The 13,585-nt window shown below is 63.4% G+C and carries 15 protein-coding genes; 8 read left to right on the top strand and 7 right to left on the bottom strand.

Going from position 1 to position 13,585, the window contains the following annotated elements; translation table 11 throughout:
- The first annotated feature begins 17 nt into the window (after nt 1-17).
- The 8 genes from EV679_RS01605 (at nt 18) to EV679_RS01570 (ending at nt 6,797) form a co-directional block, all read left to right on the top strand.
- Complete coding sequence (locus EV679_RS01605) at nt 18-218, top strand: hypothetical protein (protein ID WP_130486376.1); 201 nt, start codon at nt 18-20, stop codon at nt 216-218.
- 141 nt (nt 219-359) lie between these two features.
- Nucleotides 360-1,697, top strand: coding sequence for an LLM class flavin-dependent oxidoreductase (locus tag EV679_RS01600; protein WP_240733268.1), 1,338 nt, complete (start codon nt 360-362; stop codon nt 1,695-1,697).
- 14 nt (nt 1,698-1,711) lie between these two features.
- Nucleotides 1,712-2,119 carry an OsmC family protein gene (locus EV679_RS01595; RefSeq protein WP_127775421.1) on the top strand — a complete coding sequence of 136 codons (408 nt, stop codon included), beginning with the start codon at nt 1,712-1,714 and terminating at the stop codon, nt 2,117-2,119.
- A 46-nt stretch (nt 2,120-2,165) separates the two neighbouring features.
- Nucleotides 2,166-3,320, top strand: a complete 1,155-nt coding sequence (locus EV679_RS01590; RefSeq protein WP_165389928.1) for an ABC transporter substrate-binding protein — start codon at nt 2,166-2,168, stop codon at nt 3,318-3,320.
- A 91-nt stretch (nt 3,321-3,411) separates the two neighbouring features.
- The gene (locus tag EV679_RS01585) at nt 3,412-4,290 is read left to right on the top strand and encodes a branched-chain amino acid ABC transporter permease (RefSeq protein ID WP_238591417.1); all 879 of its coding nucleotides are present in this window, start codon (nt 3,412-3,414) and stop codon (nt 4,288-4,290) included.
- On the top strand, nt 4,287-5,279 hold the full coding sequence (locus EV679_RS01580; protein WP_130486375.1) for a branched-chain amino acid ABC transporter permease: 993 nt from the start codon (nt 4,287-4,289) through the stop codon (nt 5,277-5,279). Before EV679_RS01585 ends, EV679_RS01580 begins: the two co-directional genes overlap by 4 nt.
- Nucleotides 5,276-6,100, top strand: a complete 825-nt coding sequence (locus EV679_RS01575) for an ABC transporter ATP-binding protein (RefSeq protein WP_130486374.1) — start codon at nt 5,276-5,278, stop codon at nt 6,098-6,100. The genes EV679_RS01580 and EV679_RS01575 overlap by 4 nt, the downstream gene beginning before the upstream one ends.
- Nucleotides 6,093-6,797, top strand: coding sequence for an ABC transporter ATP-binding protein (locus tag EV679_RS01570; RefSeq protein ID WP_068373221.1), 705 nt, complete (start codon nt 6,093-6,095; stop codon nt 6,795-6,797). Before EV679_RS01575 ends, EV679_RS01570 begins: the two co-directional genes overlap by 8 nt.
- A 53-nt stretch (nt 6,798-6,850) precedes the next feature.
- On the opposite strand, the gene EV679_RS01565 is transcribed toward EV679_RS01570, so the two are convergent.
- The 7 genes from EV679_RS01565 to EV679_RS01535 form a co-directional block, all read right to left on the bottom strand.
- The gene (locus tag EV679_RS01565; RefSeq protein WP_068373224.1) at nt 6,851-7,567 is read right to left on the bottom strand and encodes an ABC transporter ATP-binding protein; all 717 of its coding nucleotides are present in this window, start codon (nt 7,565-7,567) and stop codon (nt 6,851-6,853) included.
- Nucleotides 7,564-8,370, bottom strand: a complete 807-nt coding sequence (locus EV679_RS01560; protein WP_130486373.1) for an ABC transporter ATP-binding protein — start codon at nt 8,368-8,370, stop codon at nt 7,564-7,566. Before EV679_RS01560 ends, EV679_RS01565 begins: the two co-directional genes overlap by 4 nt.
- A complete protein-coding gene (locus tag EV679_RS01555; RefSeq protein WP_127775427.1) occupies nt 8,367-9,350 on the bottom strand; it encodes a branched-chain amino acid ABC transporter permease in 984 nt (327 codons plus the stop codon). The genes EV679_RS01560 and EV679_RS01555 overlap by 4 nt, the downstream gene beginning before the upstream one ends.
- 7 nt (nt 9,351-9,357) lie before the next feature.
- Complete coding sequence (locus EV679_RS01550) at nt 9,358-10,278, bottom strand: branched-chain amino acid ABC transporter permease (RefSeq protein WP_068373233.1); 921 nt, start codon at nt 10,276-10,278, stop codon at nt 9,358-9,360.
- A gap of 18 nt (nt 10,279-10,296) precedes the next feature.
- The gene (locus tag EV679_RS01545) at nt 10,297-11,481 is read right to left on the bottom strand and encodes an ABC transporter substrate-binding protein (protein ID WP_415777461.1); all 1,185 of its coding nucleotides are present in this window, start codon (nt 11,479-11,481) and stop codon (nt 10,297-10,299) included.
- Nucleotides 11,482-12,008: 527 nt separating this feature from the next.
- On the bottom strand, nt 12,009-13,001 hold the full coding sequence (locus EV679_RS01540) for an amidohydrolase family protein (RefSeq protein ID WP_068373236.1): 993 nt from the start codon (nt 12,999-13,001) through the stop codon (nt 12,009-12,011).
- 6 nt (nt 13,002-13,007) lie between these two features.
- The gene (locus tag EV679_RS01535) at nt 13,008-13,583 is read right to left on the bottom strand and encodes a 3-hydroxyanthranilate 3,4-dioxygenase (RefSeq protein WP_068373239.1); all 576 of its coding nucleotides are present in this window, start codon (nt 13,581-13,583) and stop codon (nt 13,008-13,010) included.
- Between the last annotated feature and the right edge of the window lie 2 nt (nt 13,584-13,585).

The following is a 13,585-nucleotide window of genomic DNA, read 5'->3' as shown; positions in this document are numbered from 1 at the left end:
GCATGGAAACATGCCGCATGACCGAAGCCATGCAGCGGGTACGCGCAACCTTGCAACAGCTCACCGGCCTGTGCACGGCCTGTCTGGCCTGCGAATCGCGCATCGTTGCCTCTTGCCGGATCGTCCGGCATGCGCCCCTGTCAGGCCAAGCAGCTGATTCATATAACAAAAAGTCAGTACATAACAGTTCTATATTTTCTTATTTCCACTCCGTCTGATTGCAAAAGCTGGCCGTTGATATGATCGGTTCCAGTTCATCCGTGCCCGCCGGCGCAACGTTCACCGCATCAAGCCAGACCTGTCTTTTCCGGTCGTGAAATGGCCCCGGCACGCCGCTTTTACGCTTTCAGGCTTTCCCCATGACTACCTCCCGCGATTCGGCCATGCATTTGGCAGCGTTTGCACTTGCCGGGCCGGTTTCCGGCGTTCATGGCGGCTGGCGCCACCCTGCTGCCGACACCCATCTGCTCTCCGCAAGCTATTACACCCAGCTCGGCCAACTGCTCGAGCAGGGCCGCTTCGACATGCTGTTCCTGGCGGATATCCTGGCAATTCCCCGGCGCCACGGCGGCAGCCTGGAAAGCCAGCTCAAGTTCGGCGCGCTGGGCGCGCTGCGGCTGGACCCGATGACAGTGCTGGCACTCATTGCCGGCAGCACGCGCCACCTAGGCCTGGCCAGCACGATTTCGACCTCCTATTTCGATCCATATACCGTGGCGCGTTCGCTGGCCACGCTGGACCACCTGAGCGCCGGCCGCTCCGCCTGGAATATCGTGACGTCGTTCCAGCAGGCCGAGGCAGCCAACTTCGGCCGCCAGGACCAGCTCAGCCGCGACGAGCGCTATGACCGCGCGGAAGAATTCGTGGAAGTGGCCTGTGAGCTGTGGGACAGCTGGGCGGACGACGCCCTGGTGCTGGACAAGCAAGGGCCGCTGTTTGCCGACCCCGCCAAGGTTCGTTCTATCGACCACCAGGGCAAGTGGTTTTCGGTGCAGGGCCCGCTGAATGTCAGCCGCCCGCCGCAAGGCCGCCCGGTCTTCATTCAGGCCGGCGCCTCCGGCCGTGGCCGCGATTTCGCCGCACGCTGGGCCGATGTGATTTTCGTCACCCATTCCTCGCTGGATTCCGCCCAGGCGTTCTATGCCGAAATGAAGGAACGCGCACGCAGCCATGGCCGCGACCCGGACACGCTGAAGATCCTGCCGGGCATCGTGCCCATCGTCGGCGAGACCGAAACCATCGCCCTGGAACAGGAACGGCTGCTCAAGGACCTGACCGACCCGGATGCCGGGCTCTCCACGCTCTCCTACCACCTGGACATAGACCTGTCCCAGTTCGAACAGGACGCCGTCCTGCCGGAACTGGATGTCCCTGGGGTGCAGGGCCATTACAAGGAAGTGGCGGAGCTCACGCGCCGCAGCGGCATCGGCCTGCGCGAACTGGGCCACCGCTATGGCATCGGCCCGTTGCGCGATTTCGTCGGCGCAGCCGACAAAGTGACGGAGAACCTGCGCCACTGGTACGAGGCCCGCGCCTGCGACGGCTTCATGATCCAGGTGCCCTATCTTCCCGGCGGCCTGGAAAGCTTCGTGCGCCTGGTCATCCCGCAGTTGCAGGACCTGGGCCTGTTCCGCAAGGAATACAAGGGCACGACGCTGCGTGACCATCTCGGGCTGGCTCGCCCGGAACGCCGCTGAACACAGGAAGCACCATGGCAACCATAGACAGCACCAGCCGCCTTTCGGCCCAGGCCGGCCGCTTCCTGCTCAACGCCCGCGACCAGCACCTGGTGGTCGATGCCTCCCCCGGCCGCGGCGGCCAGGGCCAGGCCTGGCAAGCCGCCGAATTACTGCTGGGCGCGTTGCAAACCTGTTCCCACGCCGTCATCGACGACGAGGCACGGCGCCGGGGCTGGCTGCACTACGGGCTGGAAATCCACGCCCAGTGCGAAGCCGATGAAACCCGCCCCGGCCACTACCGCTATATCGAGCTCAAGTACCGCTTCTCCGGCCTGACCCAGGCCCAGGCGGAGGAACTGGTGCAAGTCTTCACCGATGTGTGTCCGATCTACGGTTCGCTTTCCCGGGGCGCCCCCGTTACCTTGCGCGTCCTTGCCTGACCGGGCGCCTGCCCGCCGTTCCCTGCCTTTTCCTTCGGTCCTAGCCATGTCCTACAAATTCCTGCTGCGCGGCCTGCTGGCCACCACCCTCGCCTTCGGCGCTTCTGCCATGGCTGCCGACACCTACCGCATCGGCACGATCCTTTCGACCACCGGCCCCGCCGCCTTCCTGGGCGAAGACATGAAGGCCGGGATGGAAATCGCCATCGAAGAAATCAATGCGGCAGGCGGCATAGACGGCCACCCGGTGCAGTGGGTCTTCTACGACGCCGAGAGCCAGACCAACAAGGCCCTGACGGCCACCCGCCGCCTGCTGTCCCAGGACAAGGTGGACATCATCGTCGGCGGCGGCAACATGAGCGGCATCGCACTGGCGATGGTGCCCTTGAGCGCCCAGGCCAAAACCCCGTTCATTTCCACGGAAGGCGCGCTGTCCATCGTCGATCCGGTGGCGCAACGGCCCTGGGCATTCAAAAGCACGGTGGACGACCGCCAAGTGTTCGAACGCCTGAAGGACTACTTCGACAAGAAAGGCATTACCCGCGTCGCGCTGCTGCATGACACCAGCGGTTTCGGCCAGGCCGCAGCCGAAGAACTCAAGCGCCTGGCCCCCGAACTGGGGCTGACGGTCAGCTTCGAAGCCTTCGCCCCCAGCGATACCGACCTGACGCCGCAACTGACACGCATCAAGAACAGCGATGCCCAGGCCGTCCTGTGCTGGACTGTGACACCCGCCGGCGTCATCTTCAACAAGCAGGCGACGCAGTTGGGCCTGACAGACCGCGAGCTGATCCACAGCTACGGCTTCGTGTCGCAGAAATACATGGAGCTGGCGGGCGATAGCGCCAGCAACGTCCTGCTGGTTTCGGTGAAATTCCCTGTCGGGGCCGACCTGCCGGACAGCGACAGCCAGAAGGCTGCCATCGAGGAATTGACGCGCAAGTTCGAAGCCAGGTACGGCCGCAAGCCCAACCAGTATGTAGCGCAAACCTATGACGCCATCCAACTGGCGCGCCACGCGCTGCAAACCAGCCAGGGCGACAAGGAAAAGACGCGGCAGGCCCTGGAACAGATCCAGGATTTCCATGGCGTGGGCGGCAGCTTCAACTTTTCGCCGGAGCGCCATTCCGGGCTGTCCAAGAGTGACATCGTCCTGATCAACTGGGAAGACGGCGCCTTCCGCCTGCACGACTATCAGTAACCGCGCAGGGCCGCTACCGGCCTTGCCGCCATGCCCCGGCCGGCTGCACGCGGCAGGCCGGGGCATGGCCCCACATGCCAGGATTGCCACCGTGGACAGTTCCACCCTGCAAATCATTCTTTCCGGTCTGGGCACAGGCAGTATCTATGCCCTGATCGCCGTCGGCTTCAACATCATTTTCAAGAGCACCGGCGCGTTGAATTTCGCGCAGGGCGAATGGGTCATGATGGGCGGCCTGCTCGCCGCCTTTTGCTTCAATGATGCCCAGATGCCCGTCTGGCAGGCCTGCCTGCTCGCCGGGCTGGCCGTGGCCGTCATCGGCGGGTTGACCGAACGGCTGCTGATCCGGCCGCTGCTGAACCAGACCCCGTTCGCCATTACCCTGGTTACCGTCGGTATCGCCCTGCTGTCCAAGAGCCTGGTGATGCTGAGCCTGGGCAAGAACCCGGTGGGCTACCCCGGCCTGTCGCAAACAGCCTTCGTGCCGCTCTGGGGCGCCAGCGTTGCCACGCAAACGCTATGGATACTGGGCATCACCCTGGTGTTCATGATCCTGGCGCAGCTGTTCTTCAACCATACCCGCTGGGGCTGCGCCATGCGCGCAGCCGCCGCCAATCCGGCCGCAGCCGCGCTGGTCGGCATCCGCCACCACCGTGTCGTACTCGGCTCCTTCATCATCGCCGCCGCCGTCGGCGGGCTGGCAGGCACCATCATCACGCCGCTCACGCTGATGTCCTACGACAGCGGCGCCATGCTGGGGTTCAAAGGCTTCAGCGCAGCCATGCTAGGCGGCCTGGGCAGCCTGTTCGGCGCCACGCTGGGCGGCCTGCTGCTGGGCCTGCTGGAAGCGCTGGTCAGCGGCTTCATCACCTCACAATTCAAAGATGCCGCCGCCTTCCTGGTGCTGCTGCTGGTCCTGGTACTGCGGCCACAGGGCCTGCTGGGCAAGGCGGAGGTCACCAAGCTATGAACGCCACGCATCTCGGTCACCGCGACCGCACCCCTGCCGTGCTGCTGGTGCTCTGGGCCCTGCTGCTGGCCTGGCCCTGGATCGCGCCCAACGATTATCTGCTCAGCCTGGGCGGCACATTCTTCATCAACCTGCTGCTGATCGCCAGCCTGAACCTGCTGGTGGGCTATACCGGCCTGACCTCGCTGGCCCATGCGGCGTTCTGGGGCATAGGCGCCTATGCCAGCGGCATGCTGGCGGTGCACCTGGCCGTCTCACCCTGGCTGGGCACGTTGGCCGCCATGCTGGCCTGCGGCCTGTTTTCCGTCTTGATAGGCTGGCCCACGCTGCGCCTGTCCGGCCACTACCTGGCCATGGCCACACTGGGTTTCAATGCCATCGTTTCCGTCCTGCTGGTCGGCCTGGTGGCCTGGACCGGCGGGCCCAACGGGCTGATCGGCATCCCGCCCTATATGCTCGGCAGCCTGGATCTCTCCCTGCCGGACAACTTCTACCTGCTGTGCTGGCTGGTCGTGGGCTTGGTCATGCTGAGCCTGTCCTTCCTGCGACGCTCACGCACCGGCCGCGCGCTGCGGGCCATCCGCTCCAGCGATATCGCCGCCGCCTGCATGGGCATTCCCGTATTGCGGCAAAAATTGGCGATCTTCGTGCTGGCCAATATGCTGGCCGGGCTGGCGGGCGCTCTCTATGCCCACCAGAACCTGTTCATCTCGCCAGACTCCTTCTCGTTCTCCACCTCCATTCTGCTGCTGGTCATGGTGGCAGTTGGCGGGTTCGGGCAATATTGGGGAGCATTCTTCGGCGCGCTGATTTTCACTGCCCTGCCTGAACTGGTACGCAGCTTCCACGATACTGAACTGCTGATCCTGGGGGCCGCCATGATTCTGGTAGTGGGCTTTATGCCCGGCGGCATCGCGGGCGGCCTGACAGGCTGGCTGGCGCGGCGGCGGGCCGTCCAGCCTGCCGGCCGGAAAGGAGCCCAGCCATGAGCCCGACCACGAGCTCTGCCACCCGCCAAGCCACCGACCAGGCCGTCCCCGGCGCGCCCCTTCTGGACGTCCGGCAGGTCAGCAAGCATTTCGGCGGCCTGGCCGCCGTCGATGGCGTGTCCCTGCAAGTCCGGCGTGGCGATATCCATGCCCTGATCGGGCCGAACGGCGCAGGCAAATCCACGCTCTTCAACCTCATCACCGGCGTCAATCCCGTCACGGGCGGCAGCATCCGTTTCCTGGACCAGTCCATCGAAACCCTGCCGCCCCATGCGCGTACTCGCCTGGGCATGGCCCGCACTTTCCAGAACCTGCAGATATTCCCGGACATGAGCGTGCTGGAAAACGTCATGGTGGGCCGCCACGTCCGTACCCGCAGCACGCTGTTCGACGCCTTGCGCCACGCCAGGCGCCAGCGCGAGGAAAATGCCGCCGGCGAAGCCCGGGCCATGGCACTGCTGGAGCAACTGGGGCTGGCGGAGAAAGCCTGGCAGCCGGCGCAGTCCCTCAGCTACGGCGAAGGCAAGCTCATGGAAATCGCTCGCGCCATGGCGTCGGAACCCACGCTGGTGCTGCTCGACGAACCGCTGGCAGGCTTGCCCGCCGATGCCATCGAGCGCGCCGAGCAAGCCATCCGCGGGCTCAATCGCCAGGGCGTCACCATCGTGCTCGTGGAACACAATGTGCGGGTCGTCATGCGCCTGTCCGACCATATTTCCGTGCTCAACAACGGCAGGCTCATCAGTGAAGGCTCCCCGGAACAGGTGCGCCATGACCCGGCCGTACTCGACGCCTACCTGGGGGAAGGCAGCCATGCTTGATATCAAGGGTGTATCCACCTGGATAGGCGCAGCACAGATCCTGCACGGCATAGACCTGCACCTGCAGCCTGGAGAAATCGTCTGCCTGCTGGGCGCCAACGGCGCAGGCAAGTCGACCATCATGAATACGCTGGCCGGCCTGCGCCAGCATCGCCAGGGTTCCATCATGCTGGACGGCCAGCCCCTGGACGGTCTGGATGCCGCCCGGCGCGTCCAGCGCGGCCTGGCCCTGTCACCGGAAGGCAGGCAGGTTTTCGCGCCGCTCAGCGTCAAGGAAAACCTGATGATGGGTGCCTACAGCCGCCACGACACGCGGCAAGTCAGGACGGATTTCGCCCAGGTACTGGAACGCTTCCCCAAGCTCGCGCAGCGACTGGCGCAACAGGCGGGCACGCTCTCGGGCGGCGAGCAGCAGATGCTGGCCATCGGCCGTGCCTTGATGAGCCGCCCGCGCCTGCTGCTGCTCGACGAGCCGTCACTGGGACTGGCGCCTAAAATCGTCGCGGAAATCTTCGACGCCATCGCACAGCTGCGCGACCAGGGCGTGGCCGTACTGCTGGCCGAGCAAAACGCCTACATGGCCTTGCGGATTTCCCGCCGCGCCTACGTCTTGAGCGAAGGCCGCATCGTCAGGCAGGGCAACAGCGACGAACTGGCCCGGGACCCGGCGATACAACAGGCCTATCTGGGCATCTAGCGGCCCTAGGCTCGCACAGCAGCATCCGCAAAGCGGCATGCATACCGGCACCGTCAAACCCCCAGGTACGTTTTCCACAAGCTGCGGTCGGCATCCAATTCCGCCGACGTTCCCTGCCAGGCCACGCGGCCACGCTCGAGAATGATATGGCGGTCGGCCAGGCTGAGCAGGCGCTGCACGTATTTGTCCACGACCAGGATCGTCTGCCCGGCCGCACGCAGCATGGCCAGGCAGCGCCAGATATCCTCGCGGATGACCGGCGCCAGCCCTTCGGTGGCTTCATCCAGGATCAGCAACCTCGGGTTGGTCGACAAGGCGCGGCCGATGGCCAGCATCTGCTGCTCGCCGCCCGACAGTTGTCCGCCCAGGTTGCGCGAACGTTCCTTCAGCCTGGGGAACACCTCGTAGATGCGCTCCAGGTTCCAACCGTCGCGCTGACCGCTACGGTTATCGGCAAACGCCAGCAGATGCTCCTCCACTGTCAGGTTGGGAAAGCACATGCGGCCTTCCGGCACCACCGCCACACCCAGCCTGGCAATAGCGTCCGGGCGCATGCGGCCGATCTGCCTGCCCCCGAAACTCAACTCGCCCTGACGCGCCTTGAGCGCACCGATAATGGTTTTGATGGTCGTGCTCTTGCCCATGCCGTTGCGGCCCAGCAAGGTAACGACTTCCTTCTCATGGATGTCCAGGCCGACATCGAACAGCACCTGGCTGGCGCCATAGCCGGCATGGATACCCCGGCAGGACAACAAGGGTTCGCGGCTCATGACACTACCTCCGGCGTTGCGCCCGCTGCCGCTGTCTTCGCGGCAGCCTCTTCGGCTGTTGTTTCCTCATCGCCCAGGTAGACTTCCTGTACGCGTACGTCGGCGCGGATCTGCTCGGCGTTGCCCGAGGTCAGCACCTTGCCATAGACCAGCACGGTGATCCGGTCGGCCAGCTTGAAGACGGCATCCATGTCGTGTTCGATCAGCAGAATGGCTGCCTCCTGGCGCAGCGTCAGGATCATTTCCACCATCTGCATGGAATCCTCCGCCCCCATGCCCGCCATGGGTTCATCGAGCAACAACAGCTTGGGGCGCGAGGCCAGCGCCAGCGCCACGTCCAGACGCCGTTGCGCGCCATGCGACAAAGTACCGGCTACACGGTCCAGCTCATGCCCCAGCCCGACCTGCCGAGCCAGTTCTTCCGCGCGCGCCCACAATTTTTCCTCGTTCTGCCGCAGCGACAGAAAGCGGAAGCTGCTGCCATCGTAAGCCTGCGCCGCCAGCATCAGGTTGTCGCGCACCGTGTCGTTGCGGAAGATATTGGTGATCTGGAAACAGCGCGACAAACCCGCCCGCACCCGCTGATACGGCCTGAGCGCAGTCAGGTCCACACCTTCGAGCACGATGCGGCCTTCGTCGGCGCTCAGCAGGCCGGAAATCAGGTTCACCAGCGTGGATTTACCCGCGCCGTTGGGCCCGATCAGCGCATGGATCTGACCACGCTCGATTTCCAGCGAGACGTGATCGGTCGCCAACAGACCGCCGAAGCGTTTGACCAGGCCTTCAGTATGGAACAGGCTCATGCCGCGCTCCTTTTGCAGCGCAGCCGGGCGGCAATGCCTTCCGGTGCGTAGAACACGATGATCAGCAACAGGATGCCCAGCGGCCAGTGCCAGTATTCGGTGAACATGCGCAGGCCCTCCTGCAGCGACAGCCACAGCCCGGCGCCGATGACGCCGCCCCAGCGGTTGCCGACGCCACCAATGACAACCATGACGATCAGGATGGCGGACTGGGTCCAATCCATCAGCGAAGGGCTGACGAAGCCGTCATGGGTGGCCAGCATGGCGCCAGCAAGCCCCGCCACGGCGCCCGCCCCGACAAAGGCTGCCAGGCGGATGAAAAAAACCGGGTAACCCATGGCGGCCATGCGCACTTCATTGTCCCGAGCCCCCTTGAGCGCGTGGCCGAAACGCGAACCGGATATCCGGCTCATCAACGCGAACAACAATGCCGCGCAGGCCAGCACAACCCAGTACAGGCCATACTCCATGCCATCGAACACGGCACCGAGGCTGAGCGGCGAATAGATGCTATAGCCGTCGTCACCGCCATACGTACGCACGGATACCGCGACGTAGTGCAGCATCTCGGCAAATGCCAGGGTAATCATGATGAAGTAGACGCCCCGGGTGCGCAGCGCCACCAGCCCGATCAGCGCGGAAAAGACCGCTGCCGCGATGATGGCCGTGGCCCATATCAGCCAGGCGGAATCATGGCCGGCCTCGACCATGACTGCCACGGCATACGCTCCCACGCCGATGAAACCGGCATGGCCCAGCGCCACCATGCCGCCATAGCCCAGGATGAAATTGAGGCTGGACGCAGCAATCATCATGATGAGCAGGCGCTCGACGAAACCCACGTAATATTCCAGCTGCAACAGCGGCGCGACCCAGGGAAAGACGGCCAGCGCCAGCAGGAGCACCCATGGCGTCCATGGCCCGGCTGACTGGCGCGGCTGCGCGGCAACGGCTTGTCCGGTGAAAGCAGAAGTTGTCATATCGCCCTCACGCGCGTGCAGAAAAAAGACCGGCGGGCTTGATGGCAAGCACGACCGCCATAAAGACGTATACCGCGACACCGGCCAGCGCCGCCCCCAGGTCGGCCGCGACGGCAGGCGGCATGACCAGCTTGAAGGCGGGCGCCAGGAATGCGCGCCCGGCGGTGTCGATGAAACCCACGATCAGGGCCGCGATGAAGGCGCCGCGTATCGAACCGATGCCGCCGATGACGACCACAACCAGCGACGGGATCAGGATGCTTTCCCCCATGCCGATCTGCACCGCGCTGATCGGGCCCATCAAGGCACCGGCCAGGGCCGCCAGCGCGGCGCCCAGCGCGAACACGAAAGAGAACACATGGCTGACGCGCACCCCCATAAATTCCGCCATGATGCGGTTGGAAGCGCCAGCGCGCACCAGCATGCCCATGCGGGTCCGGTTCACCAGCAAGTACAGGCCCAGCGCCACCAACAGGCCTGCCACCAGCAACAGCAGGCGATAGGCCGGATAGGGCAGCCCGGGCATGAGCGTAACCGGGCCGGCCAGCGAGGCCGGCATGGACGCCATGATGGGCGCCGCCCCCCAGATCGCCTTCACGGCATCGTCGGCGATCAGGATGATGCCGAAGGTTGCGATCACCTGCGCCAGGTGATCACGCCGGTACAGACGCCGAATGATCGCCAGCTCCAGCAACGCCGCCAGCACAACAGTCGCCGCCACGCCGGCCACCACGCCGGTCAGGAAGGAGCCGCTGACGGCATGGACCCGTGCTGCCACGTAGGCCCCCACCATGAACATGGAGCCGTGCGCCAGGTTCATGGTGTCCATGATGCCGAATATCAGCGTCAGGCCTGCCGCAATCAGGAAAAGCATGAGCCCATAGCCCAGGCCGTTGAGCAACTGCTCGATGATGAAGATGCCATCCATGTGCCGCCTCCGTCCTGCTTACAGCTTGCACTCGGAGACGTAGGCGTCCTGATGGTTTTCCAGCACGGTTTCAACCAGGCGGTTCACGTACTTGCCATCCGCATCCTTATCCACCACGCGCAGGTAGAAATTCTGCACTGGGAAATGGTTGGCGCCGTAGCTGAAGGGGCCCTTGATGGAATCGAAGGATGCCTGTTCCAGCGCCTTGACCAGCGCTTCGCGGTCGTCGACCTTGCCTGCGGTTTCGCGCACGGCCGCATCCATGGCCAGGATGCTGTCGTAAGCCATGGCGGCATAGGCCGAGGGGTAGCGGCCGTTGTACTTCTGGCGGAAGGCTTCGACAAAGGCCTGGTTGGCCGGCACCGGCAGATCGTGCACCCATTGCGAGGTATTCAGGATGCCCAGCGCGTCGTCACCCACAGCAGGAATGATGTCCAGGTCAACGGTGTTGGGCGCCACCAGCGGCACGTCCTTCAGGCCGCCGGCCACATACTGCTTGATGAAGTTGATCCCCATGCTGCCCGGCAGGAAGAAGTACACCGCATCCGGCTTGGCGCTGCGGATCTGCGCGATTTCCGCCGAATAATCGAGCTGCCCGACCTTGGTATAGATTTCATCCAGGACTTCGCCGCTGTAGGTGCGCTTGAAACCTGCCATGTGATCCTTGCCGGCCGGATAGTTCGGCGCCAGGATCACCACTTTCTTGAACTGCTTGGCGTCGGCCAGGCTGCCTGCCGCCTCGTCGAAATTATCGTTCTGGTACTGCGCGAAGAAGTACGGACTGCATTGCTTGCCAGCCAACTGGCTGGGCCCGGGATTACTGGAAATGAACGGAACCTTGTCCTTGGCCAGCAAAGGCATGACAGCCAATGCCGAGTTCGAGGCGATCGGCCCGGTGAAGAAGTCGATCTTGTCCCGTTGCAAGTAGCGCCTGACCAATTGCGTGGCCTGCTCCGGGCTGCCGGCAAAGTCGGTTTTGATGAATTCCGCCGGCTGACCGCCGAGTTTTCCGTCCAATTGTTCGATCGCCAGATCAAAGCCATCGCGTGCCTCTGCGCCCAATGCGGCAAAAGGCCCGGAGATATCCAGCGCAATACCGACTTTGACTGGCTCGGCGGCATTGGCAATGGCACAGCACCCTGCCATTGCGCCTGTTGCCAGCAAACGGCCCAAGGAAATACTGGAAAAGAAATTCCGCTTCATGATTGCCCCCGGTTCACATCATTCAGATTGAAAAGACCCATTGAAAATACCGTTACACCGCCTGAGCGGCGATGCGCCATTCAGGAAACCGCTGCACATGCCTGGAAACCTTGCACGTTCCTGAAAAATCAAAGGTCTGCAAGCTGAATGTAGCCAACCGCGCAAGCCCTGGATAATCATTTTTTGACCGCCAGCTATAAGCGCCTGGAATACCTTTTCTTCTACCGCACCAAATTGATGCAACGCAATAATTCACTTGTTTTTCTACGGTGCATTTCGTTTGTTTACGCCTTGTAATTCGGCAATTGAACATCTTCGCGCCCTGTTATGGCGCATTTGTGCTGCATTGCAAAATCCATTACCTGACGACTCAGCATTTACCCTTAGATTGATTCCGGAAGACTAATAAAAAACCCCTTGCGATCGTCGCCAAGACGATTGCAAGGGGAAATCTGGGAAACTGAATTGATGGTTGTTAATGGGCCGCGCCACAGTACCGGGAAAGCCGGCACCAGCCCAGCCCGGTATTACAGCCCGAAAAATTCAACGGCATTCGCGCCCAGGATGCGGTCGCGCTGCGGCGCCGACAAAAAGCCCGCGCCGCGCACCAGGGCACCGACCTCCTGCTCGCCCAGCGGGAAGGGCTGGTCCGAGCCCAGCATGACATGACCCACGCCCATCACGTCAACCAGCAGCTTGAGCGCCCCCTCGTCGAACACGGCGCTATCCACATAAAGCCGCCGGGCATACTCTGATGGCGGCCGTGGGCAGTCCTGGCGCACGATATCGCGGTGGCGCCAGGCGTTATCCACCCGACCCAGGGTATAGGCAAAGCTGCCGCCGCCGTGGGCAAAGCAGATTTTCAAGGATTCGGGAATGCGTTCCAGTGCTCCGGACAGTATCAGCGACAGCATGCCAAGCTGTGTTTCCGCCGGCATGGCGACCAGCCAAGGCAGCATCCACTGTCGCATGCGCTCCTTGCCGCCCATCATGTCCCAGGGATGCACAAACACCGGTATGCCTTCATTGGCGCAATGGATCAGGAAATCGACCATGTCGGGATGATCCAGGTCGCGGTCGCCGGCGTGGTTGCCGATCTGCACGCCGATACAGCCTGCCTTCTGCGCCCGCGATGCTTCCGCGCAGGCCAGCTTCACGTCTTGCAGGGGCACTTGCGAGAGCACCTTCAAGCGGCGCGGGTCGGCGGCGGCAAAGGCCAGCGCTTCCTCGTTCATCCGTGCCGCCCAGTCTGCCGCCAGCTGCGCATCCCAGGCATAGCCGAACATGATGGGCGTGGCGCAGTTCACCTGGATGTCGATACCATGCTGATCCATTTCCTGCAGGCGGAACTGCGGGTCCCAGAGCGAACGGTAGACCGGCCGGAACGGCTTGTCGCCCACCATGATCTGGCCGATTTCGCCGTCGTCATCTATGCGCAGCCAGGGCGCACGCCCGGGATTGGCTGCCTCCGCAGTGGCTGCGCTGATGCAAGGGAAAAAGTGCGAGTGGATATCAATCATGGCAGCTCACTGCTCGGGAAAGTGTTGATTCAGGGTCCGGTGCCAGGCCTCGAAATCCCGGCCCGGATGCACTTCGCCGCAGGACTGGCAGGTGCGCTCGGCGTCGGCGGTGGCATAGAACTGTTCATAAACGGGTGGCAGGTCGGCCACGATGCTTTCGAGCTGCATCTCGTAGCGCCGGACCAGGCTGCCGCAACGCGCGCAGCACCATTGCAAGGCGTCCTTGCTGCCCAGGGGCCGCTGGCGCTCTATCACCAGGCAAAGGCTGCCGGCCTCCGGGCGCTGGGGCGAGTGCTTGACGTGAGGCGCCTGCAGGAACATGTCGCCTTCCTTGAGATGCACGCGCTCATACTGGCCACGGTCCCAGATCAGCAGATAGGCGTTGCCCTTGAACTGGTAGAAGAACTCCTCCACCGGGTCATCGTGGAAATCGGAGCGCTGGTTGGGCCCACCCACCACCGTCACCATGAAGTCGCCATCGGCCCAGATCTGCTGGTTGCCGACCGGCGGCTTGAGCAGGTGTTCGTGTTCACCGAGCCACTTCTGGAAATTCAACGGATAGCCGTACTTGAAGTTCATCATGG

The organism is Kerstersia gyiorum (assembly GCF_004216755.1).
GTDB lineage: Bacteria > Pseudomonadota > Gammaproteobacteria > Burkholderiales > Burkholderiaceae_B > Kerstersia > Kerstersia gyiorum.
The sequence above is the reverse complement of the archived record's forward strand: the minus strand, read 5'-3'. Positions and strand labels throughout refer to the sequence as shown.